The sequence below is a fragment of the Chitinophaga sp. genome (assembly GCF_039596455.1).
Lineage (GTDB): Bacteria > Bacteroidota > Bacteroidia > Chitinophagales > Chitinophagaceae > Chitinophaga.
In genome coordinates this window covers 1,213,133-1,238,603 of sequence record NZ_JBCNJR010000001.1, presented here as the reverse complement: position 1 = coordinate 1,238,603, position 25,471 = coordinate 1,213,133, and the positions used below count along the sequence as shown (strand labels likewise).

Below are 25,471 nucleotides of genomic sequence, written 5' to 3'. Positions count from 1 at the left end.
GCATGGATGCAACCCTTTTCCGTTATAAGCGGGGCGCTTATTTCAGCTCCCTGATCTTCATGTTCTTGAACCACACTTCGCTACCATGGTCTTGCAGGCAGATGTGGCCTTTTTTGGCCGTGCCGTAACCCTTGTAGTCTTTCCATTTACCGGTGGTTTTGGCTTTCTGCCACTCGTCTGTCCACATCTCGGTATCTACCACCTTTTCTCCGTTCAGCCAGTGTTCTACCTTACCCTTGTTCACTACAATCCGGGTATGGTTCCAATCGCCCACGGGCCTGGCAGCCAGCTTGGAAGGCGGGTTCATAGCGTAGTTGGCGCCTGATTTCTGCCAGTCTTCCAGCTTTTCAGGAAAGTTTTCATCATCTATCAGCTGGTATTCAGGGCCGCTCATGTAAGGCGCTTCAAACTCTTCCGTTACCAGGTAAAGGATGCCGCTGTTGCCCTGGGGCGCAATTTTCCAGTCTGCCACCAGCTCAAAGTTATCGTACTGGTTGTTGGTGATGAGGTCTCCGCGCATGTCACTCTTGTCTGTAGCGCTGCCTATGCAATGCAGCAGGCCGTCCTGCACACCCCAGGTGTTGGACTCCTTGCCTTTGTAAATGCGCCAGCCGTCCAGGCTGGTACCGTTGAACAGCAGCGTCCACCCTTCTGCTTTTTCAGCTTCGGTGAGCACGTTGGCAGGCGGTTCGGCGGTGGCCATGTTTTCGCTGCCTGCTGTTACGGAATCTTTTTTCTCTTCCTTGGCCGCATTGTTGCAGGAGGCCACCGCCAGGGCGGCTGCGCAGAACGCGGGGAGAACCAGTTTTTTCATATTGTCAATCATTTATTTGTTAACCGTTTTGAGATTTTTAGGATCCCAGTGCATGATCCTGTTTTCGAAGTAGCTGTCGTTACACAGCAGCGCAGGCGCCGCGGCGCGGTAGCCGAACAGTGCGTCTTCCGCCACTTTCCCTTTGGTACGCATGGCGTTGAAAAGATTGTAAAAGTGATCGAAATGCGCGCCTTTATAGCCTTCTTCCGCTGCATACACCAGTTTGTCCGGGTCAAGCATGTGCTTTCTTTCATACACATACTGCTTGCCGTTCTCCTTGGCCTGCTTGCCTTGTGCCAGCGGGTCAGAAGCGTCTACGGTGTTTTTGTTGCGGAGCACGGTTACACGGTCCCACTCAACGGTCATGGAACCTTCACTGCCTACCATGCGGAGGTAGTTGGTACCACCGGTGCCGTCTACAAAGTTCACGCGCAGCGAAAGATTGAAAGCGGGGTGCACTTCCGTTTGCGGGTAATCGAACATACCCAGCATCACGTCCGGCACTTCACGGCCGTCTTTCCAGTAGCGGAGGCCGCCGGTAGCCATGATCTTGTTGGGGCCAATAGAGCCGGTCACCAGGTGGAGGCTGCTGAAGAGGTGTACAAACAGGTCTCCGGATACGCCGGTACCATAGTCCCGGTAATTTCTCCAGCGGAAAAAGCGCAGCGGGTCAAAGGCACGTTTTTTATTGTTGGAGAGAAAGGCGTCCCAACCTACAGTAGCGGGAGATGCGTCTGCCGGAATGGGGTATTGCCATGCACCGGTGGGAGACATCCTTGCCCAGAAACCTTCTGCATAGTTCAGCTCCCCAATGGCGCCGTCTTTCAGCAGCTCGCGGGCTTTTTCATTACCCAGGGAACTTACGCCCTGGCTGCCCACCTGGAAAACCACGCCTTTATTGCGATTCTGCGCTTCCACTACCGCGGGGCCTTCGGTTACGTCATGCACCATCGGCTTTTCGCAATACACGCTTTTGCCGGCGTTCATGGCGGCCACGGAAATATCTTTATGCCAGCTATCGGGCGTGGCAATGATCACGGCGTCGATATCTTTTCTTTGCAGTATCTCCTTGTAATCGCGGGTAGTATAAATGTCGTTCCCCCATTTCTTTTTGGCATCCGCCAGGCGGCCGTCATACAGGTCGCAGGCAGCAACCAGCTTCACACCGGGCACCTTGATGGCGGAGTTAGCGTCTTCTGTACCCATTCCCCCTGCGCCTATCAATGCTATCTGTATCTGGTCATTGGCGCTGTAATGGTCTTTTGCACGTGCCAGCTGTTGAAGGCTTCTTTTACGGTCTGCAGCGGTAATGATGTTGGGAAGCAGCGAAGCTCCTACCACCCCTTTGGCCAGCCTGGTAATAAACCCCCTGCGGGAATTACCCTTCAAATGTTCTGTCATACTGTTTTTCGTTTATCGTTCTTTGAGCTTTTGATCAGTGCAAGATGTTAATATAAAAATAATTTACCGCAAACGCAAAACAGCGTTCACGGGCAAATGGTCTGACGCATAGGTTTCGGGTATTACCACGTGTTTCAGCACCTCAAATTTACCGGGCGTAAAGGCAATAAAGTCTATACACCGGCGGGGATTGATCACGGGAATAGTGGGTGCGCAATTATCGCAGGTGCGGGTAAGGTGCTTGTCCAGCTCATTGATCACCGGCGTGCCGTTGGCCGCGTTCAGGTCTCCGGCCAGCACTACGGGGTACGGCTGTTTTTGCAGTATTTCCGTTACTTCCCTGATCTGCACCTGGCGGTTGGAATCGCTGCGTTGTGCATCCAGGTGGGTGCAGGCCATCAGCAGGCGTTTGTTGCCGGGCAACTGCAGCAGGGCGGTGGCCAGAACACGTGGTTCTCCATTGGTACCGGGCAGGGTGGTAAGCGGGTAACGTTTGGTTTCCAGGATGGGGAACTTTGAAAGGATGGCCACACCGTACTCCCCGCCGCCGTAGTCGATGCCTTTGGCAAAAAAAGAATGCATGCCGGCCTGTTTGGCCAGCGCCTCAGCCTGGTGCAGGTCTTTCCCGGAACGGTCTGTATGCACGTCTACCTCTTGCAGGGCCACTATATCCGGCGCGGCATTGCTGATCACTCTGGCAATGGCGGGCAGGTCTATCTTGTCTTTTTCAGACGGCGGATTGGCGTGGTGGATGTTGTAGCTCAGCACGTTGATGGTACCGGGCGTTTCAACCGCAGCGCGGCGGGAACCGGCGCAGGAGGCCAGTATTACAGACAATAAGAGGAGTAAGCTGTTTCGCATGGTCAGCAATTAATGAGAATAGAAACCATAAAAAAACAAAAAACAATTTAACCGTGCAACGGATACACGGCTAAATTGTAAAAGATGTAAGGGGTAAAGGAGGAAATTATTTTTTCCCCAGCAGCTCCTGGTATTGGGCGGGGTTGGTGAGAAGGGCCACGGCCTGGTCTACATCACGGTCCCAGCTGAGGCCTTTTTCAATACGGCCCTGCTGGGGATAGTAGCGGTTCATGATCTCTTCTTCCAGCAGGTGTTTAATTTCCGTTTTGTTGCGGAGCAGGTCCTGCTTCTTGTCATGTTTCATTTTCTGCTGCAGGGCCTCAAATTCTTTGGCAAGACCGCTGTAATACTTTTCCCTTTCCGCGGTGGTACGGAAACTTTCCAGGGCTTCTTCGCTGCGGGTTTTGTAGCTATAGTCACGCCCGTCCAGGAATTTCACGAACTCGTCAAACTCGGCTTCGGAAAGATTGAAACTGGCTGCGGGTTTTACCTGCTGGTGGGAATAATAATACTGGGTGGCATAGTCGAAAATATACTGTTTGCGCAGCAGGGTGATGGCTACCTGGCTCAACACCATGTTGTCTACCTTGGCGTCTGGCTCAATGCCGCCGCCATCTTTTACAGGGCGGCCACCGGCGGTCACAAAGGAGCGGCGCAGGGAATCGGGTACATAATCCGCCTCGCCTTCTTCATTACGGGTGGTGTAGTCTATAGCCTGGATGCAGCGGCCGCTGGGTGTGTAATAGCGGGCGGTGGTCACTTTCAGCTTGGCGTTGTAAGGCAGGGGGCGGGTGGTTTGCACCAGGCCTTTGCCGTAGGAACGCTGGCCTACTACCAGGCCACGGTCAAGGTCTTGCACGGCGCCGGCCACTATTTCGGCCGCGGAGGCGGAGGAGCGGCTGGTGAGCACCACCAGGGGAATAGCCTGGTCTATAGCGGTTTGCGTGGTTTTATACTCACGGTCCCAGCTTTTCACCTTGCCTTTGGTGGAGACGATCAGTTTGTTCTTGTCTATAAAGATGTTAGACAGGGTAACGGCCTCTTCGAGCAAACCGCCGGGGTTGCCGCGCAGATCGAGCACGATGCCTTTCATGCCGGGGTTGTCTTTTTTCAGCCGTTCAAATGCTTCCTGCACTGCCTGGCCGCTGCCTTCCGTGAACTGCGTCATTTTGATATAGCCGATGTTGTTACGCACCAGGCCGGCAAAGCTGACAGGTTTCACGTTAATATCTTCCCGCACTATTTTATAGGGCGTTTCTTTTTCGGTGATGGGGTGGCGCAGTACGATGTTGAGCACCGTGCCGGGGTTGCCTTTCAGGTAGCGGCTCACTTCTTCCTGCTCCATGTTTTTGGCGCTCTTCCCGTCAAGAGACACAATGATGTCTCCCGCTTTAACACCGGCGCGGGCCATGGGGCTGCCTTCATACACGTCTGTAATGGTGGTCCATTCCCCTTCTGTATAGATGGAGGTGCCTACGCCGCCGTATTTACCGGTGGCCATAAAGCGCAGTTCGTCCAGCTCCTCTTCGGGCACAAAGTCCGTATAAGGGTCTGTTTCCTCCAGCATGGCCTCTATACCCTTGTGCATGAGTTTTTCCGGCGGCAGGTCTTCTACGTAGTAGGTGTTCAGCTCCCGGTAAAAAGCCGCAAAAATATCGAGGTTCTTGGCAATCAGGAAGTATTTATCGCTGTTGCGGAATGCTGCAAAGACCAGGCACAGGCCCAGCAGTGAAAACAGGATGATCTTCTTTTTTGAAATCCGCATGCTGTACAATTGTAGAGATGAATGAAGCCAGGTTAAGGTACCGGGTCGTAACCGTGGCCGCCCCAGGGGTTGCATCGGAGGATGCGCCTTGTGGTAAGCCAGAAGCCTTTAAAGATACCATGCTTTTTGAATGCTTCCAATCCGTATTGTGAGCAGGTAGGTGTATATCTGCAGCGGGAACCAAGCAGGGGGCTCAGGAACCACTGGTATATTTTGATGAGTATGATGAAAGGGATGCTGAGTATTTGCAGTATTTTCTTCATTGCACACTATCCGCCGGCCACTTGTTTATTTCCTTTACCAGCTTCTCTAAAATTACCGAAAATTTATGGCGCAACGTGGGGAAATCGGGTATTTTTTTGTCTGTATAGATAAAAAAAACGGCCATCCGGGCGGATCTGGCCTTCAATGCATCATACAGGGCCTGCTTTTCAAGCCGGTAACATTCCCGGCCCAGGCGTTTAATGCGGTTGCGGTCTACCGCCCTGGGGAAGCGGCGGGAAGATACGCTGAACCCGGCCTGAACGGGGTATTTTTCCGTGGTGAGCCTGGCCGGCATAAAGATCACCCGGTAAGGGAAAACAGAAAACGCTTTTCCGTCCCGAAAAAGCGTTTCAATCATTTTCCTGCTTTTTAACTTCTCTTCCTTGTTAAAAGAATAAGTTTTTATGGCAATATGAGTTTATGACGGATTATTTCAGCTTGCGCTCGTCAGATACAGTCAGTTTTTTTCTGCCTTTGGCCCGGCGGGATGCCAATACTTTACGGCCGTTGGCAGTTTCCATTCTCTTTCTGAAACCGTGTACGCTCTTTCTGCGTCTGTTATGCGGTTGAAAAGTACGTTTCATCTGTTAATGTTTGTTTTGCTTTGTCAGATGGAACCTCGCATGCGCGGTTGCATCCTTTTTTAATTTTTCACTTAAACTTTGATACTCATCCGTTTCAGGCAGACTGTGACCAGCCCCGTTTAAAACGGAAGGCAAAGGTAGGGTAAAATATTTAAAATGAAAAGCGGGCGGGGAAATAAAAAGGCAAAAAAGCGAGTCAAAAACCAATACGATGATAATCAATTCATTATAAATGAAAACCGGGGAAGCCATATTCATGGTTCCCCGGTCTCAATGCGTTATCACCCTTATTTGGTAGCAGGCGCGGCAGCGGTAGCTGAAATACCCAGTTTGGTTTTCACGGCAGCCAGGATGTCATCTCCGGCAGGAGAAACCAGCAGGCCTCCCTGAGAGCTGTCCAGCACGTAGTTGTAGCCTTTTTCTTTGGCCACGTCTTCAATGGCTTTGCGGGCTTTGTCATATACGGGCCTCAGCAGCTCGTTCTGTTTCTGGCCGATCTTTTCCTGGGCCACTTGTTGGAACTGCTGAATGCGTTGCTGTGCTTCCTGGATCTCCTTGGCTTTTACTTCCTTCATGGTTTCGCTCATGGTGGGAGTTTTGGCGAGCTCGTCGTCAAAAGCCTTCATCTTCTTGTTATATTCGTCTATGAGTGTTTTGCTTTCTTTTTCGAGATTTCCGGCAAAGGTTTCGATTTCTGTCTGCGCTTTTTTGCTTTCCGGCATAGCCTCAATCAGAGCCTGCGTATTGATATGCGCGATTTTGGACTGTGCGGATGCCTTCACACTGCAAAAGCCGGTGAGTGCAACAACTGCAATAATTACATACTTCTTCATGATGATGTTGTCTAGTGTTTAAAAGAAAATAAAAAAGTTATAGGTAGAGAATAATTGACTGCTTACTTTTTAACGCCCAGTGATTTCAGTATTTCCTCGCTCTTGTCCAGCTTCGGATCTGAAAAAATAACGGTGATGCCGCCTGACTTGTCCAGCACAAAATCATACATACGGGCAGCCGCCAGCTTCTGTACGGCATTGTAAATTTTATCCTGGATGGGCTTCACCAGCTCTTCCCTCTTCTTGAACAGGTCTCCCTCATATCCGAAGCGTTTTTTCTGCAGGTCTTTGGCGTCTTTTTCGCGGGCAATGATCTCATCTTCTCTTTTCCGTTTCAGCTCGTCTGTCAGCATTACCTGCTCTGCCTGGTACGATTTATACATCCTGTCTACTTCCTGGAACTTGGCATCTATCTCTTTCTGCCACTGTTCCGCAATAGCATCCAGCTTCTTTTGCGCATCCTTGTAATCGGGAATGCTTTCAAGAATGTATTTGGTATCTATCACACAATACTTCTGCGCCAGGGCCCCCATTACGGAGCCAATTACCAAAACCGCTGTGATCAAAAATCTTTTCATGTGAATAAGGTTTGTTGGGTTATACTGCTCCCCCGTTTTCCGGAGGTTTCGCAATATATAATAAATATTTTATTCCGGTTCAAAGCCCAGCATGAAGGTGAACTTGGCGGCATCCTTCATTCCTGCCCCCGGCCTTAACCTATCCAATCCTATGCCATAGTCGAAACCAAGCAGGCCGAACATAGGCAGATAGAAGCGCGCGCCCACGCCCACAGAGCGCCGCAGACGGAACGGGTCATATTCCTTGAAGTCGCGGTAACCGTTGGCCGCTTCCATGAATATGAGGCCGAAAATGGTGGAGCTTGGGTTGAGGCTGAAGGGATAGCGCAGTTCCATCACATATTTGTTGAACATGGTGAAACCGGAGTATCCTGCGGGTATGCCACCGTTTTCCGGGTTCAGCTTCGGGTTGGAGGTGTAATACACCGGGTAACCGCGCTGGGAAATGATGTCCCTGTCATACACCGCAAAGTTGCTCAAACCATCGCCCCCCAGCTCAAAGCGCCCGAAAGGAGAAAGGGTAGTGCGATTGTTGTACCGGCCCAGGTAACCGAACTTGGCGGCTACTTTCAGTACGAGGGATTTATTGTCTGTACCGCGGGGGCGGCTGAGGGGCACGTACCATTCAGCGCTCATACGGTATTTCTGGTATTCAATGAACTTGAACTGCTCTGCAATGGGCTCCGCCTTGTAATCCTTTTCAGGGTTGAAGACGGAGTAGGGCGGTGTGAACTGGCCATACACCATGAAGCTGGAACCGCTACGAGGGAATATCTGCTGGTCAACAGAAGAACGCGCCAGCGTAAGGCGGAAGCTCAGGTTGTTGGAGGTGCCGGTTTCAAAGCCGGGCATGCCGAAGTAGTTATAGTCCCACAGTTTATAACGCTGGTACTGGATGGAGTACTGGAGAGAGAACCAGTCATCAGGCCAGCGCAGCTGCTTGCCTAGGGAAACGGACCCACCCATTACTTTCAGGTAGGCGTCTTCGTTCTCCACCGTTTGGCCATAATATTTGGCCATGGCAAACGGGCTCTGGTGGCTGCTGTAGAAGCTCACGGAGAACGGGTTCCGCTTTTTGCCGCCCAGCCAGGGTTCGGTGAAAGAGAAGTTGTAGGAGCGGTATGCTTTACCGTTGGAAGATATTCTTACGCTCAGCTTCTGGCCATCGCCGCTGGGCAACGGGTCCCAGGTTTCTTTTTTGAAGATATTGCGCAGGGAGAAGTTGTTGAAGGTAACGCCCAGCGTACCGGTGAGGCCTATGTAGCCGCCCCAGCCCGCGGAAAGCTCCAGCTGGTCATTGGCTCTTTCTTCTACTTTATAGTCAATATCTACGGTACCGTTCTGCACGTCCGGCACAGGGTTCATACCAATGGTCTCAGGGTTGAAGAAACCCAGCTGCGAAATTTCACGTTGTGAACGTATCAGGTTCTGCCGGCTGAATTTTTCACCGGGCAGGGTGCGCAGCTCGCGGCGTACCACGTGCTCATTGGTTTTTTCGTTACCGGCAATGCGTATATCCTTGATGGTGGCCTGCGGGCCTTCCTGGATACGGATCTCGTAGTCAATGGTATCTCCACGGATGCCTATTTCCACCGGGTCTACCTGGAAGAAGAGGTAACCATCGTCCATGTAAAGGCTGCCAATGTCACCACCTTCAGGGCCGGGAGGGTTGCCCAGGCGTTTGCCCAGCAGCTCCAGGTTGTATACATCCCCTTTTTTGATGCCAAGGCCGCGGGAGAGCACGGTATCGCTGTACACGGTATTGCCCCTCCAGGTGATGTTACCGAAATAGTATTTTTTCCCTTCTTCTACCTGCATCTCAATGTTCAGGTTCCCTTTGGCGGAGCTGTAGGTGGTATCTTTCACGATCTGCGCATCACGGAAACCCCTGGAGTTGTAGAAGGCAATGAGTTTTTCCTTGTCTTCAGTGTATTTGGCGTCGTTAAACTTGGCGGAAGAAAAAAGGTGGAAGCGGAAGTACGGATCGAGTTTTTGCAGGGTGCGGGTGGCGGAAAGGAAACCCATGTCTTTCCAGTAGTTGTCTGAAGTGGCCATGCTGTCTGTCCAGGCGTTGGCCATTTCAGGGTACAGGGTGATGCGGGTAATTTCCTTGGTGCCTTTCAGTTTCTTTTTAAGCGTATTGTCTCCCAGGTTTTCGTTGCCCACAATATTGATATCGTTCACTTTCACCTTGTTCCCCTTGTTCACCCAGAAAATAACGGAGGCGGAGTTGATGGCCGGCGGCGGGTCTTTTCTTTCTTCCATGCGCACGGTCACATTGCGGAAACCTTTTTCTGCGTAGTACTTGCGTACTACAGCCAGGGTATTTTGCTGAAGGGCTTCGGTTACCACGCTGCCCTTGCGCAGGGCGGCTTTGGTAATCAGCTCGTCTGATTCGGATTTTTTAACGCCCCTGAATACAAAGGAAGACATACGCGGCTTTTCCACCAGGTTGATTTCCAGCCATATTTTGTTGCCTTCTATTTTAGTGATGTAAATAGCAATGTTAGAGAACAGGCGTTGCCCCCAAAGCGCCTGTATGGCTTTGGCAAAGTGGTCTCCGGGCATCACCACCTTGTCGCCTACAGCGAGGCCGGAGAGGGAGAGCAGTAATGATTTATCGAGAAATTCTGTACCGGTTACGGCAATGTCGGCAATTTCGAATTGCTGCGGGTTACCCAGGGAAAAAGGGCTGATGTCCGCCGGTCTTTCTGCCGGTGGGGGAACAGTATCCCTTTGTTGGGCACGCGCAGATATACCCGCGCTGCAACATAAAACTACGGCCAGGAGGCTTTTAGGAAACGATTTCTTCATTCTGCTGTATTTGTTCGCTTGTTTTGCCGAATCGACGTTCTCTGGTTTGATAATTTAAGATGGCTTCGTAAAGATTTTCTTTGCGGAAATCGGGCCAGCGGGTACTGGTAAAATAAAGCTCCGCATAGGCCAGCTGGTACAATAAGAAGTTACTTATACGATGTTCGCCGCTGGTCCGGATCATCAGCTCCGGGTCTGGCAGTTTGGCGGTGCATAGGTATTTTTCCCATAGTTCCGGTGTCAGCTCCTCCGGGTTGAGCTTGCCGGCCTGCGCGTCTTTAGCAACGTTGCGGGCGGCCTGCACTATTTCCCAGCGGGCGCTGTAGCTCAGTGCCATTACGAGGTTCAACCCCTTGTTTGGCGCCGTTATATCCATAGCTTCCTGCAGCTCACGTTGGCAGTGGGCAGGCAGCATATTCATATCTCCGATCACGTGCAGGCGTATGTTGTTCTTGTTCAGGGTATCCACCTCCTTGCGGATGGTAGTTACCAGCAGCTCCATGATACCATTCACTTCATACACCGGCCGGTCCCAGTTCTCTGTAGAAAATGCATACAGTGTCAGGTATTCTATGCCCAGTTCGGCACAGCCTTCCACTATATCCCGCACACTTTCCACTCCCTGATGGTGCCCATAAAGCCGGTCCTGACCCCGCTCTTTGGCCCAGCGGCCGTTGCCGTCCATAATGATGGCAATATGTCGGGGCAGTCGTTGCAGGTCTAATTGATCCTTCAAACTCATGACTATTTCAGGCGTGTTAATCAGATTTACTAAAAGTGTGCAAAGATACAAAAATAACTTTATGCCCTTTCCTGCAAAGGGGGCAGGGTGGTTTTAACGTAGTTTTAACGGGAATAGCGGCTGGGAGCGCATTTTGGGCCTTAAAACTTACAGCGGTAGGAGGTGAAAAGGATGCCCAGGGTCACCTCAATGGTGGCAAACTGGTCTTTATCCCGGCTATTGCCCCTTTGGCGGCCCATTTCCCCTATGGGCGGGCCCATAACGCCGGAACGGTCCTGCAGGATGGCGGCTATGGTGTTGCTGCCGTCCGGTTTGGCGGGAAAGGCGTCCAGGCCGGCGTAGGTGGTGCTCACATCGTCCAGGTAATCTGTTTGGGTGAAGCGGAAGAGGCATTCCACCCCTATGTTCAGCCGCCGGTTGAGGCTGTATTTGAACCCGCCCCCTATGAGCCAGGCGTAGGAATACAGCTGGTAGGGCTTGCGGTCAGGGAAGCGGCTGGTGCCCTGCCCTTCCGTATGCAGAGGCTGCAGAAAGTACTTGTTGTTCTGGTAATAGGCGTAAGGGTTAAAATGAAAAAAGGAGGCGCCCAGGGTGAGATAGGGAGAAAACCGGTAGTCAGCACTGCCGGGCTCAAAGCGGAAAAAATTAAAATCGCCCTGTACGGCCAGCTCATACAGCGCTGTATTGAAGCTCAGGTTGCGCTGGCGCTGGAAGCTGTTGGTGTTGTACACATCTGAATACCCCAGCTGCATAAAGCGGAAATGGGCCCTGGCCCCCACGTACCCGTTGAAGTACTTGCGGTAATAAATGCCCACGGCGGGTTTGATGGCCTGCAGGCCGGTATGGGTGTTCAGGTCTCCAAAATAATGGGCCGCGCCGGCCGTAAAGCCCAGCTCTCCCACATAACTTTCCTCATTCTGGGCCAGCACCTTGTTAAATGGCAGCGAGGCCAGCCCAAGGGCGGCCATCAGCAAAACCTTCAAATGAATACGCGATTGCAGCATAAAGTACCAGTAAGGGACGTAAAATAAGCCATTTTCACCTGTAAATCATTGCCATTTAGTGGCCGGATGCAACCCGCATTCACGTTCCCGGTGTTAGAAACGCTTCATACCCCCGGTTTGGTATAACTTATTTTCTCCCTGCGTTACGGGTATCTATACCCCAAAGCAGCTTGTTACGCAGGGTGTGCAGGAAATTGCCTTCATTGAGCCGCAGGAGGTTAATGCCGAAATCTTCCTTTTTCACGGCCAGCTGCACCCGGTTGTCAATTACCTCCATACGCGAGTCCAGCGTGCAGATGAACTGGTCACTACGGCCTTCCACCTCAAAGGAGATCACATGGTCATCGGGCACTACAATGGGCCTTACGTTCAGGTTATGGGGCGCCACCGGGGTGATCACAAAGCTGCCGGCCTCCGGGAACACAATGGGCCCTCCGCAGCTCAGGGAGTAACCGGTGGAGCCGGTGGGGGTGGCCACAATCAGCCCGTCTGCCCAGTAAGTATTGAGAAATTCCCCGTTCAGGTAGGTATGGATCTTCACCATGGCGGAGGTATCCTTTTTATGGATGGTAAACTCGTTCAGGGCATAGGGCACTTCACCAAAAAGGGGGGAGCTGGCGTCCAGGTGAATAAGGGTACGGCGGTCTACCACATAGCTGCGGCTTACCAGGGAACCTACCACTTCATGGATCTCTCCGCGGCCTATGCTGGCCAGAAAACCCAGCCGGCCAAAATTGACGCCTATTACGGGAATGTTCTTGTCCCTGATAAAACTGACGGTATCCAGCAGGGTACCGTCTCCCCCAAGACTGATCAGGAACTCGATGCGCCCGTCCAGGTCGGCCGCTTTGGAGAAAGTGTCTGCATCTGCGGGAAACTGCACGTGGGGCCGCAATTCCTTGAAAAAAGGCTCGTACACCACCGGGGTAATTTCCTGGCGGTTCAATTCATCCAGCAACAATCTGATATCTTCCAGGTCTTCCTTGACAAAACCGCGACTATAAAGGGCAACGTGCATTTACATATCCAGTTTAGCGTGTAAAAATAGGCCTTTTTCTCCCAATTGGTTGATGCTATATTCCACACGGATGCAGGCATCGTAGAAGGAAACCACGTCAAGACCCACGCCGGCGGTGTACAGCATGCGGTTGTTCAGCTTGCCGTTCAGCACCAGCCCCTGCCGCGCGTAGCCATAGCCCATATCTCCATAAGCTTTTGCCATTACGCGGATGGGCAGATTACTGAATTTTTTGGGTACTATGGGCAGGTGCACTTTAAAGTTCAGCAGCTCCCGGCGCAGGGTGGATTTGAAAATGAAGTAGCTGGTAGCGTCTATCACATAATATTCCAGTCCCCGCAGGTAATCATCCGTATACCCCATGGCGCGCATGCCTATATAGGGCTGTTTGTCAGAGAGTTTGGCCTGCCCCATCAGGCTCACGGCCCCGTAGGTTTTGCGGGCCAGCTCCCAGTATCTGGCGCCTTTTACCCTGAATTTGAAATACTCCAGCCCGTTCAGCTGGCCGAAGCCCGCGCGGGCCACCTCTGCGTAAAAGCTCTGGCCCACGAGGGGATATTGCCAGCTGTCTGCCTGGATGTAGTGCAGCTTGTAGGCCAGTTCCAGGTAGCCTATGCTGGTGCGCCCGTTACCCAGGTAATCAGGGTTCTTGATGGCTACGGAATCGTCTACCGACTCAAAATAGTAGTTCAACCCTACCTGGTGGCGGGTGGAGATGGCCTTGCGATAGGTATAATTGATGCCCAGCGCAAACTGGCGCCGTAAAAAATCATCTTGCCGGAAAAACTGCTGTTTATTGAGGTCGGAAATATAGTTGATCTCGCGGTTGCGGCTGTACGATACCACAAAGCCCAGCCCCTGCCGGAGCTGGCGGTCTATGTACGGCAGGTTATAGCCGAGCAGGAACTTCTGGGTGTAACCTACGGTCACGTCTGCATATACATCGTCTGCGCGGCCGGTAAGGTTGTCCTGGAAGGCCTTTATGCCAATGTTCACCCGGTTGAGGCTGCGTTTCTGCTCTACCCACCACTGGTTGAAGTTGCGGTCTGCCAGCTTGAAAATAGGAAAGGCGAAGAGGTACCATCTTTCCCATACCTCAAACACAAAGTCTGCCTGGTTGCCTTCCCAGTTCTTTACGTTGGCGGTGGCGTTCAGGAACAAAGATGTATTAAGCAGCTGCTTGCGGTTGGCTTCCAGGCTTTCCGCCAGGGTACGGAGGTACACGGTGTCTCCCCGTTTTACATGCAACTCCCTGAGAATGATGGAGGTACGTGTTCTTTTATTGCCAGACACCAGTATGTTGCGAACGATCACGTACCCTGAATCCTGTACCACGGCCAGCGGCCTGGGTGCGGCTGTGCTATCCGGTACGAGCGCTATACTATCACGCACCTGTGCCACCGCCGGCCCCGCTATGGCCAGGCCTGCCAGCAGCAGGGAGCACGCAAGGCCGTAAAACAGCCTCCGGGCACACGTTATTCGTACTTTTAAATGATTGGCCGCATTCATATCTGCATTATAAAAAAAAGATGATGAATGCCTGGCATTTCCGCTTTTGTAATTGAAACAGTTGCATGCAGGATTGTAGGTTCTGCTTTAAAAATAAGGCTTTTAAGGCAACTACATGCTGATGTAGTTCATCAACAGATCGTAGTTCTTCTTCAGCAGATCCTCTTCCAGCTCTTCGCTGAACATGTATTTGATGGTGTAGTTGAAGCGCTCGAAGGTGGCTACGAGGCCCTGCAGCTCCTGCCGGTTGGTCTTCAGCAGCACTTCGAGGCGGGCGGTATTGGGGTTGGTGATGGTATTGACGCTCAGGATGGTGACCTCATTGCTTTCTGCAATGCGCGCTATTTCGCTGAGACTGTAGTCTCTTGGCTCCACTTCCAGCACCAGCAGGCCGCCCGGCTCCTTTACGCCGTTATACTGCGCCAGTATGGACAGCAGGTTATCTTTCGTGATCATGCCCAGGTAGTCATTCTCCCGCGTCACAACAGGCAGGGCTGACAATTTCTGGTCGTAAAACAGCTTGAGGGCTTCGTAAAAGTGCGCCCCTTCCGTAACGGCGGGCTTGAAGGTGTTGCCGTTAAGGGTTTCCAGCAACAGGTCAGGGTCTTCCCAGTCCATCACACGGTCTTCCTCCACCAGCCCCAGGTATTTATTATCCACTACCATAGGCAATTGCGTCAGATGAAATTCATTCATCAATCGTAATGCTTTTGCGCCGGTATCCATGGGATGCAAAACCGGCACCACGGTAGAAATAAGTTCCTGTGCCAACATAATAGATCGTGTTTCTGCTACAATAATAACAAAGAATATTCCAATACCGCGAAACTACCTGTAAAAATTACAGAATCGCGGAGCAATGGTAATGCAGTATGGATGAGCGGTTAAACGGCCTTCGGCTTGATGGCGCCGCTGTTGAGCCTTTTCAGGTAATCGTGCATGATGACGTTAAATTCGTCAGGCACTTCCATCATGGGCGCGTGGCCGCATTTGTCAATAAAATGCAGTTCCGAGTTAGGGATCAGTTTATGGAACTCTTCACCCACCATGGGCGGCGTAACCGTATCGTTATTGCCCCAGATGAGCAGGGTTGGCGTTTGTATGGTTTTCAGTTCATCTCCCAGGTTGTGGCGGATGGCGGATTTGGCGAGGGTTATGATCTTGATCACTTTCAGGCGGTTGCTGGTGATCTCGAACACTTCATCTACCAGCTCTTTGGTGGCCATAGCGGGATCATAGAAAGTAAGCTCCGTCTTTTTGCGGATGTACTCGTAGTCACCGCGTTTGGGATAGGTTTCTCCCATGCCGTTCTCAAAAAGGCCCGAGCTGCCGGTGAGTATCAGGGATTTTACCTGCTCCGGGTGCTTGAGAATATATACCAGGGCCACATGACCGCCCAGGGAGTTGCCCATCAGGTGAAAGTTGGTATAGCCGCGGGTTTCAATGAATTTATGCACGTATTTGGCCAGGCCGCCTACGGAGGTTTCCAGGATATTCAGGTCAAACAAGGGCAGCATAGGGATCACTACCTTATTGTATTGTTTGAAGTACTCCAGGAGGCCGCTGAAATTACTGAGGGCACCAAAAAGTCCATGCAGCAGGATCACCGGTTCTCCTTCTCCTTCTTCTACGTATTTGAACTTGCCCTGTGTTTTGATTTCGTAATTCATTACCTATGCTTGAAGTCAATTTTGCGCTAAAATAATTCTTTTTCTTAATTCAAATAATTTCTAAAACGGCGCTACTGTACGGGCATTTCGCGGGCCGCTTTTTCGAAGAATGCTTCCAGTTCGGCAAAAACATCCCTGAAAACAGGCAAAATACGGCCCATCTGCTCCATCACTTTGGGCCCAAGATGTTCAATGTAAGGATAGGTAACAGACTGGAGCTTCACTTCGGGGCTAAGCCAATAGAGCTGGTTGGCCAGCCACAGCAGCACACTGTAGCCTACCAGGAACACGGCCGCGTACAGCAAAATGCCGCCCAGGCGGTTTACCCAGCCCAGCATAGACCATTGCACCACCTTTTCAAGGGCGGCGGCGCCCAGGCGTACCAGTATCACTACCGCCAGGAAGATCGCAATAAAACAGACAACGGGCCACCACCGGCCCTGCATGCCTGACTGGGCCAGGTATGCGGCCAGCACGGCAGATAATTTGAGCGCGGCGGCCAGGCCCAACACAAAAGCCACCAGGGAGAACACGGCTACAATGAGGCCGCGGGTGAAGCCCCGGTACACGGCAAAGGCCATGATGATGGCAAAAATAACGTCTATGGCCAAGGCCGCGGGAGGTTATTTGGTCAGTAATTCTTTTACCAGCGCGGCAATCATTTTACCGTCTGCCTTGCCGGCCAGCTGTTTGGTGGCAGCGCCCATCACCTTGCCCATATCTGCGGGAGAGGTGGCGCCAACGGCCGCAATGATGGCAGTCAGCTCACCGCGCAGGGTAGCCTCATCCATCTGTTGGGGCAGGTAACGTTCAATCACCACCAGTTCTTCCTCTTCTTTCTGCGCCAGGTCAGGGCGGTTTTGCTGCCGGAAAATTTCCAGGGAGTCTTTCCGCTGTTTGGCCAGCTTTTGCAGCAGCTTCAGTTCATCAGCTTCGGAAAGCTCACCTGTGCTGCCTTCTGAGGTTTTAGCCAGCAATACGGCGGCCTTTATGGCGCGCAGGGCACGCAGTTCTGCTTCTGCTTTGGCTAGCATGGCGGTTTTGATAGCGCCGTTGATATTTTGTTCTAATGACATATTACGGGTTCTCCTTTTTCAGTTTTTCTTCAAATTTCTTGTAAAAATCACTGGCAAACTTACGCAGGTCATCAGCCTGGTCTCCCCAGGGCGTGGCGCGCTGGTAGGTATCTGCCATGGTCATCATGGTCTGGTAAAAGAAATCGGCCATTTCATCTACCATCATTTCTTTCGTCCACAGGTCTATGCGCAGGGCGGTTTTGTCTGCCCCGTCCCAGAAAGCCACCATCATGGCCTTGGCTTTGTTCATCCTGTCTGCCGTGCTGTCTGTGGCCGTCCATTCTATAGATTCGGGCACCCGCTGCTCGTCCAGCCCCACCTGTATCTGTATGGTAGATTTCTTTGTCATACGTTGTTTATAAAATGATTTGAGAGGGCAAAAATAAGATTTTGTACGGGCATGTTTAGCCAATAATGGTATTCCCCAGGGCACGGGCCGCTTCTTCCCAGCCCGGCACCCTTGTAATATGCGCCAGCAGGCGGCCGCGCAGCAGTTCATCTTTGTACAGCGCGCCCATTTTTTCAGAGAGGTCGGTAACATCAGCGGGCAGGGCGTTGAGCGCCGCGTCTCCCCCGGCTTCCGGCGCTGCGCCGGCGTAGAGGGTTACCACGGGCACATCGCACCGCAGCGCCGCATACACCGGTACCGCCAGCCCGTCTGCCCCGGCGGTATGCACCAGGGCATAAGCCGCTGCCACCAGCCGCGCCAGCGTTTCATCATCCGTGCGCTGCAGCCATATCACGTCATCTTTGAACTTGTAGGTTTTCAGGGCCTGCGCAATATCTTCTCCGGGGCCGGTAAGCTGCCCCGCCAGCACCAGCTTGATGCTGGAGAGCAGGCGCTTTTTCAGCATGGAAAAGGCTTTCAGCAGCGGAATAATGTTGTTGGATGGGTCTATGCTGCCCAGGGCAATAAAATATTCCATGCCGCTGGTAAACTCGCGTTTGATGTCTTCCCGTTCTTCCCAGTTCACCGCCTTGAACACATCCGCGGCGCCGGGCTGCAGCTGCCGCACCCTGGTGTCCAGCCCACCGAAACGCTTGTTCAGCTGCTCCTGCATAAAGGCGGAAAAAAGCGAAATGGATGCGTAGCGGCGGATGTATTGGGAGGCGCTCACCGTGTCCAGCACAGCCGCATCACGGCTTAGCAGCAGGTGTGCCTCCATGCCTTCCGGCACGGGCAGTACGTCATCCATACATAATATCTTGTCTGCCTGCAGCTTTTTAAGCGCACGCGGCCATTGCATGCGGCGCCAGATGTAGCGCCCCGCTTTTCCGCCGGCCAGGGGCTTCAGCTCTACCAGTTTCACGTTGGAAGGCAGCGGCCGCGCGGGGCGCAGCGGGCGGTTGTTGACCAGTAAAAACTCTGCATCCGGGTGCTGGCGGCAGAGGTTGTAAAATATTTCGGTAAGCACATTCCCGGTGTCTGACAGGGTATCCTGCAGCATGGGAACGGCATTGACGGCAATACGCATGTTAAATTTCCAGTTCGAAAGATCACAAACCTAGGGAAAAATACAGAAAAAAGCCTGTTCACCGCCTGTGCAGGGAACAGGCTGGGGCAGGAACTTTGCCGGTCAGGCGTGTTTTGGTCAACACGTGCGGGCGCCAAACGGCTGCCGGCATTACGCTTTTCCAACCGGTATTTGCAAAGAAGCGCCATCCGGCATCACCACCGGTCAGGGCGTTTTATTCAGCACACCGAAACGAAGCTGCCGGTTATTGGAAGGTTTGGTTTTGGAAGTGACGGTTACCAGTATGCTGGCCACTTTCAGGCTGGGCAGGTTGATGAGCGTTACGTCTGTACTGGGCGTAGTGCTGTCAAACGCAGGGTTCTGCGCAATAGGCTGACCTGCGGGGTCAAGCGCTGTAACGGTGATGGTAACACCTGATGGCGGCAACGGCGTGGAGGTGACGTTCACCTTGATGCCGAGGGTACTGCCCTGCGCGGCATTCCTGTCTTCATTCAGATAAATATCGGGAATGACCACCACCAGGTCTGCTTCCTGGGCCGGCGGCGTTACGGGGTCTGGCAGGTCTTTCTTTTTTTTCTTGCAGCCCGCGGCCATCACGGCAAAGGCGCAGAAAAAGATCAGTAAAAATTGCTTGTAGGGCATACAGGATATGGTTTCGAGATCATAAAGCTATAACAATTCATTGTTCTATTCAAATTATTTCTTATATGCGACCTTTGACGTCCATGGCATCTCTGAGCCCGTTGCCTAACAGGTTGAACGCCAATACCAGCAGCATAATGGCAAAGCCGGGGGCCAGCGCCAGCAGGGGGTTATGGGTGATGATGAAATTGTAGTTCTCCTTGATCATCAGTCCCCAGGACGGTTGCGGCGGCTGTACGCCCACGCCCAGGAAGCTGAGGCCGGCCTCTACCACAATGGCGGTGGCAAAATTGCCGGCGGCCACTACCATTACGGGGCCCAGGATGTTGGGGAGAATATGCCGGGTTACGGTGCGGAAGTGGCCATAGCCCAGTGCCCGCGTGGCCTCAACAAACTGCAGCTCCCGCAGGCCCAGCACCTGCCCGCGTATGATGCGGGCCACGCTTACCCACATGGTGAGGCCCACGGCCACAAACACCTGCCAGAAACCCTTGCCCAATGCCAGGGTGATGGCAAATACCAGCAACAGCGTAGGCACGCTCCAGATCACGTTGATGAGCCACATCACCGCCTCATCTACCGCGCCCCTGAAATAACCGGCCACTGCGCCCAGGAAAATACCGATGGTGAGCGAAATGAGCACGGCAATACAGCCCACGCTAAGGCTTACACGGGTACCTACCAGCAGGCGGCTCAATATATCCCGTCCAAATTTGTCTGTGCCCAGCCAGTACCGGTGGGGTTGAATATGCTGGCGGCGGAGGGTTTCCTGCGCTGCCGGCAGGTCTGCCAGCAGGGTATCTTTCCCGTACAATACCTGCGCCAGCGGGTAACTTTGTGCCAGTGTAGTGGCCTCATCTACATATTTCTGTATGCGAACGGAGTCTGCCGCCAGTTCCCAGTTTTTCAGCGGCACGAGGGTAACGGGGCTTTCCTGCCCGTACACCAGGTGGTGAAACCAGCTCCGCCGGGGGGCGGGCTGCGGCTTCCGCAGGGCCAGCATGTCTATCCGGAAACCGGGCTTCTGCCCGCTGATCTCCAGTACCATGCCGTTGGCAAAAGGCGTATGGTCTGGCGCTATAAAATAGGCGAAAACGCCCGCCAGTATGGCAATGGCAATAACCACCAGGCCGCCCATGGCGCCTTTGTTGCGCCGCAGGCGCTTCCAGGCCTGTTGCTGAAATGATGATGCGGTTTTGCCCATGAGGGGTACAAGTTAAAGCAAAGACCCGAATTTCCAACACGCGGCCCTTTCACCTATCCGTTACCGTTAGTAACACGAATATCAACGCTGCTGCTAAAATGCAGTATTTGCATACGGTTTAAATGATGTAATTTATGGGCAGACACAGTAACAGCTTCAGAGCACGGTCCAGGACAGATCGTAACCGTTTTTTTTATCACTATGCTGAAGACAAAATAACCGTTTTAAAACACGCTTAAAGACAGATCGTAACCATTTTTATATTAACCATTAAACACACAGTTTATGCTATCCCTTCAACTCCCGCAGATTTACTGCCCGTTCCCTTCTATGCTCAATCCGTTCGCAAAAGAAGCTGAAAAGCACACCACAGACTGGGTCAACCGATTTGAGCTTGTAAAGTCCGAAAAAGCCTGGGAGCGCTTCCGCCGGGCCAAGTTTGCCATGCTCTCTGCCCGCGCGTTCCCTACCGCCGGGCGCTTTGAGCTTTGTATTGCCGCAGAGTTCAACACCTGGCTCTTTTTGCTGGACGACAAAAACGACGAGTCCATGTTCGGTAAAATGGACTTCCTGCAAATGGTGCATTCATTTGTGACCATGATCCTCCAGAACAATGCCGTGGTAGCGCCGGATGAAGGCATGCCGCTGGCAAACAGCTTTGCAGACCTCTGGAAACGCATGAAAAGGATCGGCAGCGCCGCCTGGCAAAAACGTTTTGTAAAAAGTATGACGGACTACCTGGATGCCTGCCTCTGGGAAGTGGAAAACCGCATGCGCCACAAAGCCCCTGCCGTGGCGGATTACATCGAAAAGCGCCCTTACACCGGCGCGCTGTTTGCAGACATTGAGCTGATAGAAGTGCTGGAAAGCATCTATCTGCCAGATGAGGTACGCGCCCATGAAACCGTGGAGCAGCTTTCCCTGGCCTGCAACAACGTAGTGTGCTGGGCCAACGATCTTTTTTCTTTTGACAAGGAGCGCCGCCAGGGTGACGTGCACAACCTGGTGCTGGTGCTGAAAGAGGAAAGAGGCCTTTCCCTGGAAGAGGCCATGAACGAAGCCGCCCGCATGCACGATGCGGAGGTGAGGCGGTTTATAGCCCTCAGCGAGTCACTGCCGGCATTCGGAGAAGAAACCAACGATGAATTGCAACGCTATATTACCGTACTGAAAGCATGGATGCGGGCTAACCTTGACTGGAGCTTCGGAGACACGGCGCGGTACCGCATGAACATTACAGAAACGGCCAGTGGCAACTGGCTCATATCCCGCCTGTAAAAAAACCCGGTGGAAGGGGCGCTACTTTACCTGGCGCCCTTTCCATTCGTAAGACCCGAACTTGCCAAGCCAGCCCGCGGCCACCACGTAAATAATATGAAAAGGCTGACCGGGAATGAACCAGGCCAGCATGCCTGCCTTGCGGAAGAAAGATGCCACCGGCACCAGGAAGATCAGCTCTATCACCACCTTGTACACCAGCACGCCAAGCAGCCAGCTGCGCAATGCGGGATTGAAAATTGCCACCAGCGCCAGTAACACCAGTATCACGTTCCATATGTACACCAGCACCAGCACGCGGGTGATCCTTTTGTCTTCATACTTGTCTGCCTTGGAAGACCAGCGGATGCGCTGCTGCATGAAGCCGCCCACCGTATCTACCGGCAGCGTGCGCACAACGGCATCCCGGCTTTTGAGGTACATCACCCCATCGGGGTAGGCATGATATATTTTGTACATCAGCAGCATATCATCTCCCGAAGCGATCATGTCTATACCGGTAAACCCGCCTACTTCCTCAAAGGCCGTTTTCTCATAGGCCAGGTTGGCGCCGTTACACATGGTACCGGTTTGCAGGTAAGCCACGGAACCGGTAATGCCCTGCATGGTCATAAAGTCAAGCGACTGCAGCTTTTTGAAAAAATCATCTTCATGATGATAGGCTACCGGCGCCGCAATGAAGCGCGGGTGATACGTTTCGTAAAACTTCACGATGGTTTCCAGCCACTTGGGGCCCATCACGCAATCTGCGTCAGTAGTTACTATGAGATGGCCCGTAGCCTGCCCGATGGCCAGCTCTATGGCTTTTTTCTTGTAGGAGTTCAGCCGCTGCGTTTTGCTGATATGATCGCACATACGGATGAGGCGCACGTTGGCGGCAGGAAAGTATTTGACAATGTCTGCCGTGCCGTCTTCCGAAAAATCGTCTACCACTATCACTTCAAATAGATTGGCAGGGTAGCTCTGGTGCTGCAGGGCTTCCAGCAGGGGCGGCAGGTTCTTCTCTTCATCCCGGGCAGGGATGATCACAGATACTTTGGTACTGAAAGTATAGGCGTGTGCGGATGGATGGAACGTTTTCAACCGCCGCCAGCCGTAGCTGTAAGACAGCATGAGTACACCGTATAAAAAAGCGAGTCCTAAAGTAATGATCAATAAAGCGTTCATGCGTGCTAGCTCCTGATATTTTTTCTGATAATAAATCCCAGCTCTTCATTCACCAGCTGGTGGCCCCTTTCCAGCACTACAATGTTGCAGGGGAACGAGCCGTCTGCAAAGCGTTCACCAATTACAGGAGGGATCACCCGGTCATACCGCCCGAAGATGGCAATGGTGTCTACACTGTAACGCGCCAGCAGTTGTTTGCAATGTTTCACGGAAGGCATCATCCTTCTCATAATAGTCCATACGTTGTATACAAGCAGGCGTTTCTCCGGCCTATCCATTCTGTGATAAGCAAACTTGTACACACTTTCATTCAGGAGCCCCCACCGCCGCCATAAGGTAAGCAATCTGAAAAACACAGCCGGGTGGCGGGTATTGTAAGAAAACAGCCGGTTGCCCAAGGTGGTTTGCGTGGCAAACATATGCCACGGATTATTTTTCAGGCCATCCGGCGCCGCCAGTACCAGGTGCTTCACCCTGGAAGCCAGCTTTTCTATTATGCATAAGGCCAGCCTTCCTCCCATACTATAACCCATAAGGGAGAAGGTTTGTTTGCCGAACTTTTCCAATATTTTTTCCGTTAGCGCTGCCAGGTCTTCTTTTTCAAAAGGCCTGTTTTCCCGCCAGGAGGTATTTCCGTGAAAGGGCATATCTAACGCAATGATCGTAAATATATTGCCCAAACCCGCTTCCATACAACGAAAGTGCGACGCGCGCTCTCCAAACCCGTGAAGGCAGATCAGCAATTCAGGGCCAGTACCGGCAACAATACCGGTAAACTCGCTTTGTTTATATGAAAGAAAAAAATCCATGTCCTATTCCCAACGGGGCAACAATTTTAAACAACTTTTGCCAATTGCTATAATCTAGGTAAATTACGAGTAGACTAAAATATGCAAGATGGAAACCGCAGTAAACAGTAAAGCAGCCCTCAAAGGCGCTGAGTTTCTCGTGAAAGAGAGTTCGCCGGCAGAGATATTCATCCCGGAAAATTTTTCGGAAGAGCAGCGGATGATCCGTGACATGGCAGAACAATTTGTGGCCAAGGAAGTAACGCCCGTGCTGGAGCGGTTAGACAAACTGGAAGAAGGCCTGATGCCTTCCCTGCTGGAAAAAGCCGGGGAACAGGGGCTGCTGGGCGCCGCCTTCCCGGAAGAGTACGGCGGCCTGGGAAAAGACTTCATCACCGCCACCCTTATCAATGAAGCGCTGGGCGCCGGGCACTCCTTCTCCGTGGCCATGGCCGCCCATACCGGCATCGGCTCCCTGCCTATCCTGTACTTCGGTAACGACGCGCAAAAACAAAAATATATTCCCAAACTGGCCACCGGCGAAATGAAAGGCGCCTACGCCCTTACCGAGCCCAACTCCGGCTCTGACGCCCTGAGCGCCAAAACCACCGCCAAACTGACGGCAGACGGCAAACATTACCTGCTCAACGGCCAGAAGATATGGATCACCAACTCCGGCTTTGCAGACGTGTTTACCGTGTTTGCGAAAATAGACGGCGAGAAGTTCACGGCCTTCATTGTAGAAAAAGATACCCCCGGCTTCACGCTGGGCGTTGAAGAGCACAAGATGGGCATTAAAGGCTCTTCTACCCGGCAGATCTATTTCCAGGACGCAAAGGTGCCGGTGGAAAATGTGCTAGGAGAGATCGGCAAGGGCCACCTCATTGCTTTCAACATCCTCAACATTGGCCGCCTCAAGCTTTGCGCCGCCGCCCTGGGCGGGGCCAAAGGCAGCCTTGATATCACCATTCAATACGCCAACACACGGGAGCAGTTCAAACAACCCATTGCCAAATTTGGCGCCATACAGCACAAGCTGGCCGAAATGGCCACCCGCATCTGGGTATGCGAGTCCGCCCTGTACCGCACGGCGCAGCTCATAGACCAGAAAGAACAGGAGCTGCTGGCAGAAGGCAAATCTTTCGGAGAAGCTTCCCTGGGCGCCGCGGAAGAATATGCCGTGGAATGCGCCATGCTGAAGGTGAACGGCTCCGAAGTGCTGGACTTTGTGGTGGACGAAGGCGTGCAGGTACACGGGGGCAACGGCTTCAGCGACGAGTACGTTATTTCCAAAGCCTACCGTGATTCGCGCATCAACCGCATCTTTGAAGGCACCAACGAAATTAACCGCCTGCTTACGCTTGACATGACGCTGAAACGCGCCCTCAAAGGCCGCCTTGACCTGATGACGCCCGCCATGAACGTTATGAAGGAGCTGATGAGCATTCCTGATTTCGGCAGTGATGACGAAGGGGCCTTTGCACCGGAGAAAAAGATCATTGCCAACATGAAAAAGGCCATACTGATGGCAGCGGGCGGAGCGGTGCAAAAGCTGCAGATGAAGCTGGACAGCGAACAGGAAATATTAATGAACATTGCAGACATGGCCATAGAGACCTTTGTGAGCGAAAGCGCCCTGCTGCGCCTCATCAGGCTCACCGAAGAAAAGGGAGAAGCTGCCGTGGCCCTGCAGGCAGATATGGTGCGCACTTACCTGAGTGATGCGGCAGACCGGGTAAACAAGGCCGGTAAAGACGCCATCAACGGCTTTGCCGAAGGTGATGAACAACGGATGATGTTGCTGGGCCTGAAACGTTTCACCAAAACCGCGCCTTTCAATACAAAAGAAGCGCGCAGGCGCATTGCCGCTAAACTGATAGCAGACAACCGCTACACTTTTTAACGGGTTGCGGAGTTGATCTCAAATAATGATCTTTGCATCAGCAATTGCATAGAAGGGGGTGTGTTGACAGTAACGGCACAA

General features: G+C 52.5%; 26 protein-coding genes. 2 read left to right on the top strand and 24 right to left on the bottom strand.

The window, feature by feature from the left end:
* Positions 1–37: 37 nt before the first annotated feature.
* The 22 genes from ABDW36_RS05220 to ABDW36_RS05115 form a co-directional block, all read right to left on the bottom strand.
* Entirely contained in the window at positions 38–814 is a 777-nt protein-coding gene (locus tag ABDW36_RS05220; protein WP_343700818.1) for a DUF1080 domain-containing protein, read from the bottom strand.
* Positions 815–826: 12 nt separating this feature from the next.
* Positions 827–2,215, bottom strand: coding sequence for a Gfo/Idh/MocA family oxidoreductase (locus ABDW36_RS05215; protein WP_343700817.1), 1,389 nt, complete (start codon positions 2,213–2,215; stop codon positions 827–829).
* A 63-nt stretch (positions 2,216–2,278) separates the two neighbouring features.
* Positions 2,279–3,076: an endonuclease/exonuclease/phosphatase family protein gene (locus tag ABDW36_RS05210; protein WP_343700816.1), complete on the bottom strand. Its 798-nt coding sequence runs from the start codon at positions 3,074–3,076 to the stop codon at positions 2,279–2,281.
* Between the two features lie 106 nt (positions 3,077–3,182).
* Positions 3,183–4,841, bottom strand: a complete 1,659-nt coding sequence (locus ABDW36_RS05205; RefSeq protein WP_343700815.1) for a S41 family peptidase — start codon at positions 4,839–4,841, stop codon at positions 3,183–3,185.
* Positions 4,842–4,873: 32 nt separating this feature from the next.
* On the bottom strand, positions 4,874–5,104 hold the full coding sequence (yidD, locus tag ABDW36_RS05200; RefSeq protein WP_343700814.1) for a membrane protein insertion efficiency factor YidD: 231 nt from the start codon (positions 5,102–5,104) through the stop codon (positions 4,874–4,876).
* Positions 5,101–5,511: a ribonuclease P protein component gene (locus ABDW36_RS05195; protein ID WP_343701701.1), complete on the bottom strand. Its 411-nt coding sequence runs from the start codon at positions 5,509–5,511 to the stop codon at positions 5,101–5,103. Before ABDW36_RS05195 ends, yidD begins: the two co-directional genes overlap by 4 nt.
* A gap of 22 nt (positions 5,512–5,533) precedes the next feature.
* The gene (gene rpmH, locus ABDW36_RS05190) at positions 5,534–5,689 is read right to left on the bottom strand and encodes a 50S ribosomal protein L34 (RefSeq protein ID WP_012788729.1); all 156 of its coding nucleotides are present in this window, start codon (positions 5,687–5,689) and stop codon (positions 5,534–5,536) included.
* A 287-nt stretch (positions 5,690–5,976) separates the two neighbouring features.
* The gene (locus tag ABDW36_RS05185) at positions 5,977–6,522 is read right to left on the bottom strand and encodes an OmpH family outer membrane protein (protein WP_343700813.1); all 546 of its coding nucleotides are present in this window, start codon (positions 6,520–6,522) and stop codon (positions 5,977–5,979) included.
* Between the two features lie 62 nt (positions 6,523–6,584).
* Positions 6,585–7,100, bottom strand: a complete 516-nt coding sequence (locus ABDW36_RS05180; RefSeq protein WP_343700812.1) for an OmpH family outer membrane protein — start codon at positions 7,098–7,100, stop codon at positions 6,585–6,587.
* Positions 7,101–7,169: 69 nt separating this feature from the next.
* Positions 7,170–9,914, bottom strand: a complete 2,745-nt coding sequence (locus tag ABDW36_RS05175) for a POTRA domain-containing protein (RefSeq protein ID WP_343700811.1) — start codon at positions 9,912–9,914, stop codon at positions 7,170–7,172.
* Positions 9,895–10,656: an isoprenyl transferase gene (locus tag ABDW36_RS05170; RefSeq protein WP_343700810.1), complete on the bottom strand. Its 762-nt coding sequence runs from the start codon at positions 10,654–10,656 to the stop codon at positions 9,895–9,897. Before ABDW36_RS05170 ends, ABDW36_RS05175 begins: the two co-directional genes overlap by 20 nt.
* A gap of 140 nt (positions 10,657–10,796) precedes the next feature.
* The gene (locus ABDW36_RS05165) at positions 10,797–11,639 is read right to left on the bottom strand and encodes a DUF6089 family protein (protein ID WP_343700809.1); all 843 of its coding nucleotides are present in this window, start codon (positions 11,637–11,639) and stop codon (positions 10,797–10,799) included.
* A gap of 148 nt (positions 11,640–11,787) precedes the next feature.
* A complete protein-coding gene (locus ABDW36_RS05160) occupies positions 11,788–12,678 on the bottom strand; it encodes an NAD kinase (protein ID WP_343700808.1) in 891 nt (296 codons plus the stop codon).
* On the bottom strand, positions 12,679–14,187 hold the full coding sequence (locus ABDW36_RS05155; protein ID WP_343700807.1) for a POTRA domain-containing protein: 1,509 nt from the start codon (positions 14,185–14,187) through the stop codon (positions 12,679–12,681).
* 111 nt (positions 14,188–14,298) lie between these two features.
* Entirely contained in the window at positions 14,299–14,961 is a 663-nt protein-coding gene (locus ABDW36_RS05150; RefSeq protein ID WP_343700806.1) for a CBS domain-containing protein, read from the bottom strand.
* Positions 14,962–15,071: 110 nt separating this feature from the next.
* Positions 15,072–15,857 carry an alpha/beta hydrolase gene (locus ABDW36_RS05145; protein ID WP_343700805.1) on the bottom strand — a complete coding sequence of 262 codons (786 nt, stop codon included), beginning with the start codon at positions 15,855–15,857 and terminating at the stop codon, positions 15,072–15,074.
* Positions 15,858–15,928: 71 nt separating this feature from the next.
* Complete coding sequence (locus ABDW36_RS05140; protein ID WP_343700804.1) at positions 15,929–16,468, bottom strand: CvpA family protein; 540 nt, start codon at positions 16,466–16,468, stop codon at positions 15,929–15,931.
* Between the two features lie 12 nt (positions 16,469–16,480).
* Entirely contained in the window at positions 16,481–16,933 is a 453-nt protein-coding gene (locus tag ABDW36_RS05135; protein ID WP_343700803.1) for a GatB/YqeY domain-containing protein, read from the bottom strand.
* Between the two features lies 1 nt (position 16,934).
* Positions 16,935–17,282 (bottom strand): gliding motility protein GldC, encoded by a 348-nt coding sequence (gene gldC, locus ABDW36_RS05130; RefSeq protein ID WP_343700802.1) that lies wholly within the window; start codon positions 17,280–17,282, stop codon positions 16,935–16,937.
* A gap of 55 nt (positions 17,283–17,337) precedes the next feature.
* Entirely contained in the window at positions 17,338–18,408 is a 1,071-nt protein-coding gene (locus tag ABDW36_RS05125; protein ID WP_343700801.1) for a glycosyltransferase, read from the bottom strand.
* 204 nt (positions 18,409–18,612) lie between these two features.
* Complete coding sequence (locus ABDW36_RS05120; protein ID WP_343700800.1) at positions 18,613–19,050, bottom strand: hypothetical protein; 438 nt, start codon at positions 19,048–19,050, stop codon at positions 18,613–18,615.
* Between the two features lie 61 nt (positions 19,051–19,111).
* On the bottom strand, positions 19,112–20,254 hold the full coding sequence (locus tag ABDW36_RS05115) for an ABC transporter permease (protein ID WP_343700799.1): 1,143 nt from the start codon (positions 20,252–20,254) through the stop codon (positions 19,112–19,114).
* A gap of 330 nt (positions 20,255–20,584) precedes the next feature.
* Here ABDW36_RS05115 and ABDW36_RS05110 point away from each other — a divergent pair, with 330 nt between their 5' ends.
* Complete coding sequence (locus tag ABDW36_RS05110) at positions 20,585–21,532, top strand: hypothetical protein (protein WP_343700798.1); 948 nt, start codon at positions 20,585–20,587, stop codon at positions 21,530–21,532.
* A gap of 21 nt (positions 21,533–21,553) precedes the next feature.
* Here the strand turns inward: ABDW36_RS05110 and ABDW36_RS05105 are convergent, their stop codons facing one another.
* Together ABDW36_RS05105 and ABDW36_RS05100 are read right to left on the bottom strand one after the other, a co-directional pair.
* Positions 21,554–22,699, bottom strand: coding sequence for a glycosyltransferase (locus ABDW36_RS05105; protein WP_343700797.1), 1,146 nt, complete (start codon positions 22,697–22,699; stop codon positions 21,554–21,556).
* 5 nt (positions 22,700–22,704) lie between these two features.
* Positions 22,705–23,508 (bottom strand): alpha/beta hydrolase, encoded by an 804-nt coding sequence (locus tag ABDW36_RS05100; protein WP_343700796.1) that lies wholly within the window; start codon positions 23,506–23,508, stop codon positions 22,705–22,707.
* A gap of 88 nt (positions 23,509–23,596) precedes the next feature.
* Between ABDW36_RS05100 and ABDW36_RS05095 the strand changes: the two genes are divergently transcribed.
* A complete protein-coding gene (locus tag ABDW36_RS05095) occupies positions 23,597–25,390 on the top strand; it encodes an acyl-CoA dehydrogenase family protein (protein WP_343700795.1) in 1,794 nt (597 codons plus the stop codon).
* The last annotated feature ends 81 nt before the right edge of the window (positions 25,391–25,471 follow it).

Bases quoted from the DNA above. Each gene is read 5' to 3' on its own strand.
- ABDW36_RS05220 (WP_343700818.1), bottom strand. From the start codon at position 814: ATGAAAAAACTGGTTCTCCCCGCGTTCTGCGCAGCCGCCCTGGCGGTG.
- ABDW36_RS05215 (WP_343700817.1), bottom strand. From the start codon at position 2,215: ATGACAGAACATTTGAAGGGTAATTCCCGCAGGGGGTTTATTACCAGG.
- ABDW36_RS05210 (WP_343700816.1), bottom strand. From the start codon at position 3,076: ATGCGAAACAGCTTACTCCTCTTATTGTCTGTAATACTGGCCTCCTGC.
- ABDW36_RS05205 (WP_343700815.1), bottom strand. From the start codon at position 4,841: ATGCGGATTTCAAAAAAGAAGATCATCCTGTTTTCACTGCTGGGCCTG.
- yidD (WP_343700814.1), bottom strand. From the start codon at position 5,104: ATGAAGAAAATACTGCAAATACTCAGCATCCCTTTCATCATACTCATC.
- rpmH (WP_012788729.1), bottom strand. From the start codon at position 5,689: ATGAAACGTACTTTTCAACCGCATAACAGACGCAGAAAGAGCGTACAC.
- ABDW36_RS05185 (WP_343700813.1), bottom strand. From the start codon at position 6,522: ATGAAGAAGTATGTAATTATTGCAGTTGTTGCACTCACCGGCTTTTGC.
- ABDW36_RS05180 (WP_343700812.1), bottom strand. From the start codon at position 7,100: ATGAAAAGATTTTTGATCACAGCGGTTTTGGTAATTGGCTCCGTAATG.
- ABDW36_RS05175 (WP_343700811.1), bottom strand. From the start codon at position 9,914: ATGAAGAAATCGTTTCCTAAAAGCCTCCTGGCCGTAGTTTTATGTTGC.
- ABDW36_RS05170 (WP_343700810.1), bottom strand. From the start codon at position 10,656: ATGAGTTTGAAGGATCAATTAGACCTGCAACGACTGCCCCGACATATT.
- ABDW36_RS05160 (WP_343700808.1), bottom strand. From the start codon at position 12,678: ATGCACGTTGCCCTTTATAGTCGCGGTTTTGTCAAGGAAGACCTGGAA.
- ABDW36_RS05155 (WP_343700807.1), bottom strand. From the start codon at position 14,187: ATGAATGCGGCCAATCATTTAAAAGTACGAATAACGTGTGCCCGGAGG.
- ABDW36_RS05150 (WP_343700806.1), bottom strand. From the start codon at position 14,961: ATGTTGGCACAGGAACTTATTTCTACCGTGGTGCCGGTTTTGCATCCC.
- ABDW36_RS05145 (WP_343700805.1), bottom strand. From the start codon at position 15,857: ATGAATTACGAAATCAAAACACAGGGCAAGTTCAAATACGTAGAAGAA.
- ABDW36_RS05135 (WP_343700803.1), bottom strand. From the start codon at position 16,933: ATGTCATTAGAACAAAATATCAACGGCGCTATCAAAACCGCCATGCTA.
- gldC (WP_343700802.1), bottom strand. From the start codon at position 17,282: ATGACAAAGAAATCTACCATACAGATACAGGTGGGGCTGGACGAGCAG.
- ABDW36_RS05125 (WP_343700801.1), bottom strand. From the start codon at position 18,408: ATGCGTATTGCCGTCAATGCCGTTCCCATGCTGCAGGATACCCTGTCA.
- ABDW36_RS05120 (WP_343700800.1), bottom strand. From the start codon at position 19,050: ATGCCCTACAAGCAATTTTTACTGATCTTTTTCTGCGCCTTTGCCGTG.
- ABDW36_RS05115 (WP_343700799.1), bottom strand. From the start codon at position 20,254: ATGGGCAAAACCGCATCATCATTTCAGCAACAGGCCTGGAAGCGCCTG.
- ABDW36_RS05110 (WP_343700798.1), top strand. From the start codon at position 20,585: ATGCTCAATCCGTTCGCAAAAGAAGCTGAAAAGCACACCACAGACTGG.
- ABDW36_RS05105 (WP_343700797.1), bottom strand. From the start codon at position 22,699: ATGAACGCTTTATTGATCATTACTTTAGGACTCGCTTTTTTATACGGT.
- ABDW36_RS05100 (WP_343700796.1), bottom strand. From the start codon at position 23,508: ATGGATTTTTTTCTTTCATATAAACAAAGCGAGTTTACCGGTATTGTT.
- ABDW36_RS05095 (WP_343700795.1), top strand. From the start codon at position 23,597: ATGGAAACCGCAGTAAACAGTAAAGCAGCCCTCAAAGGCGCTGAGTTT.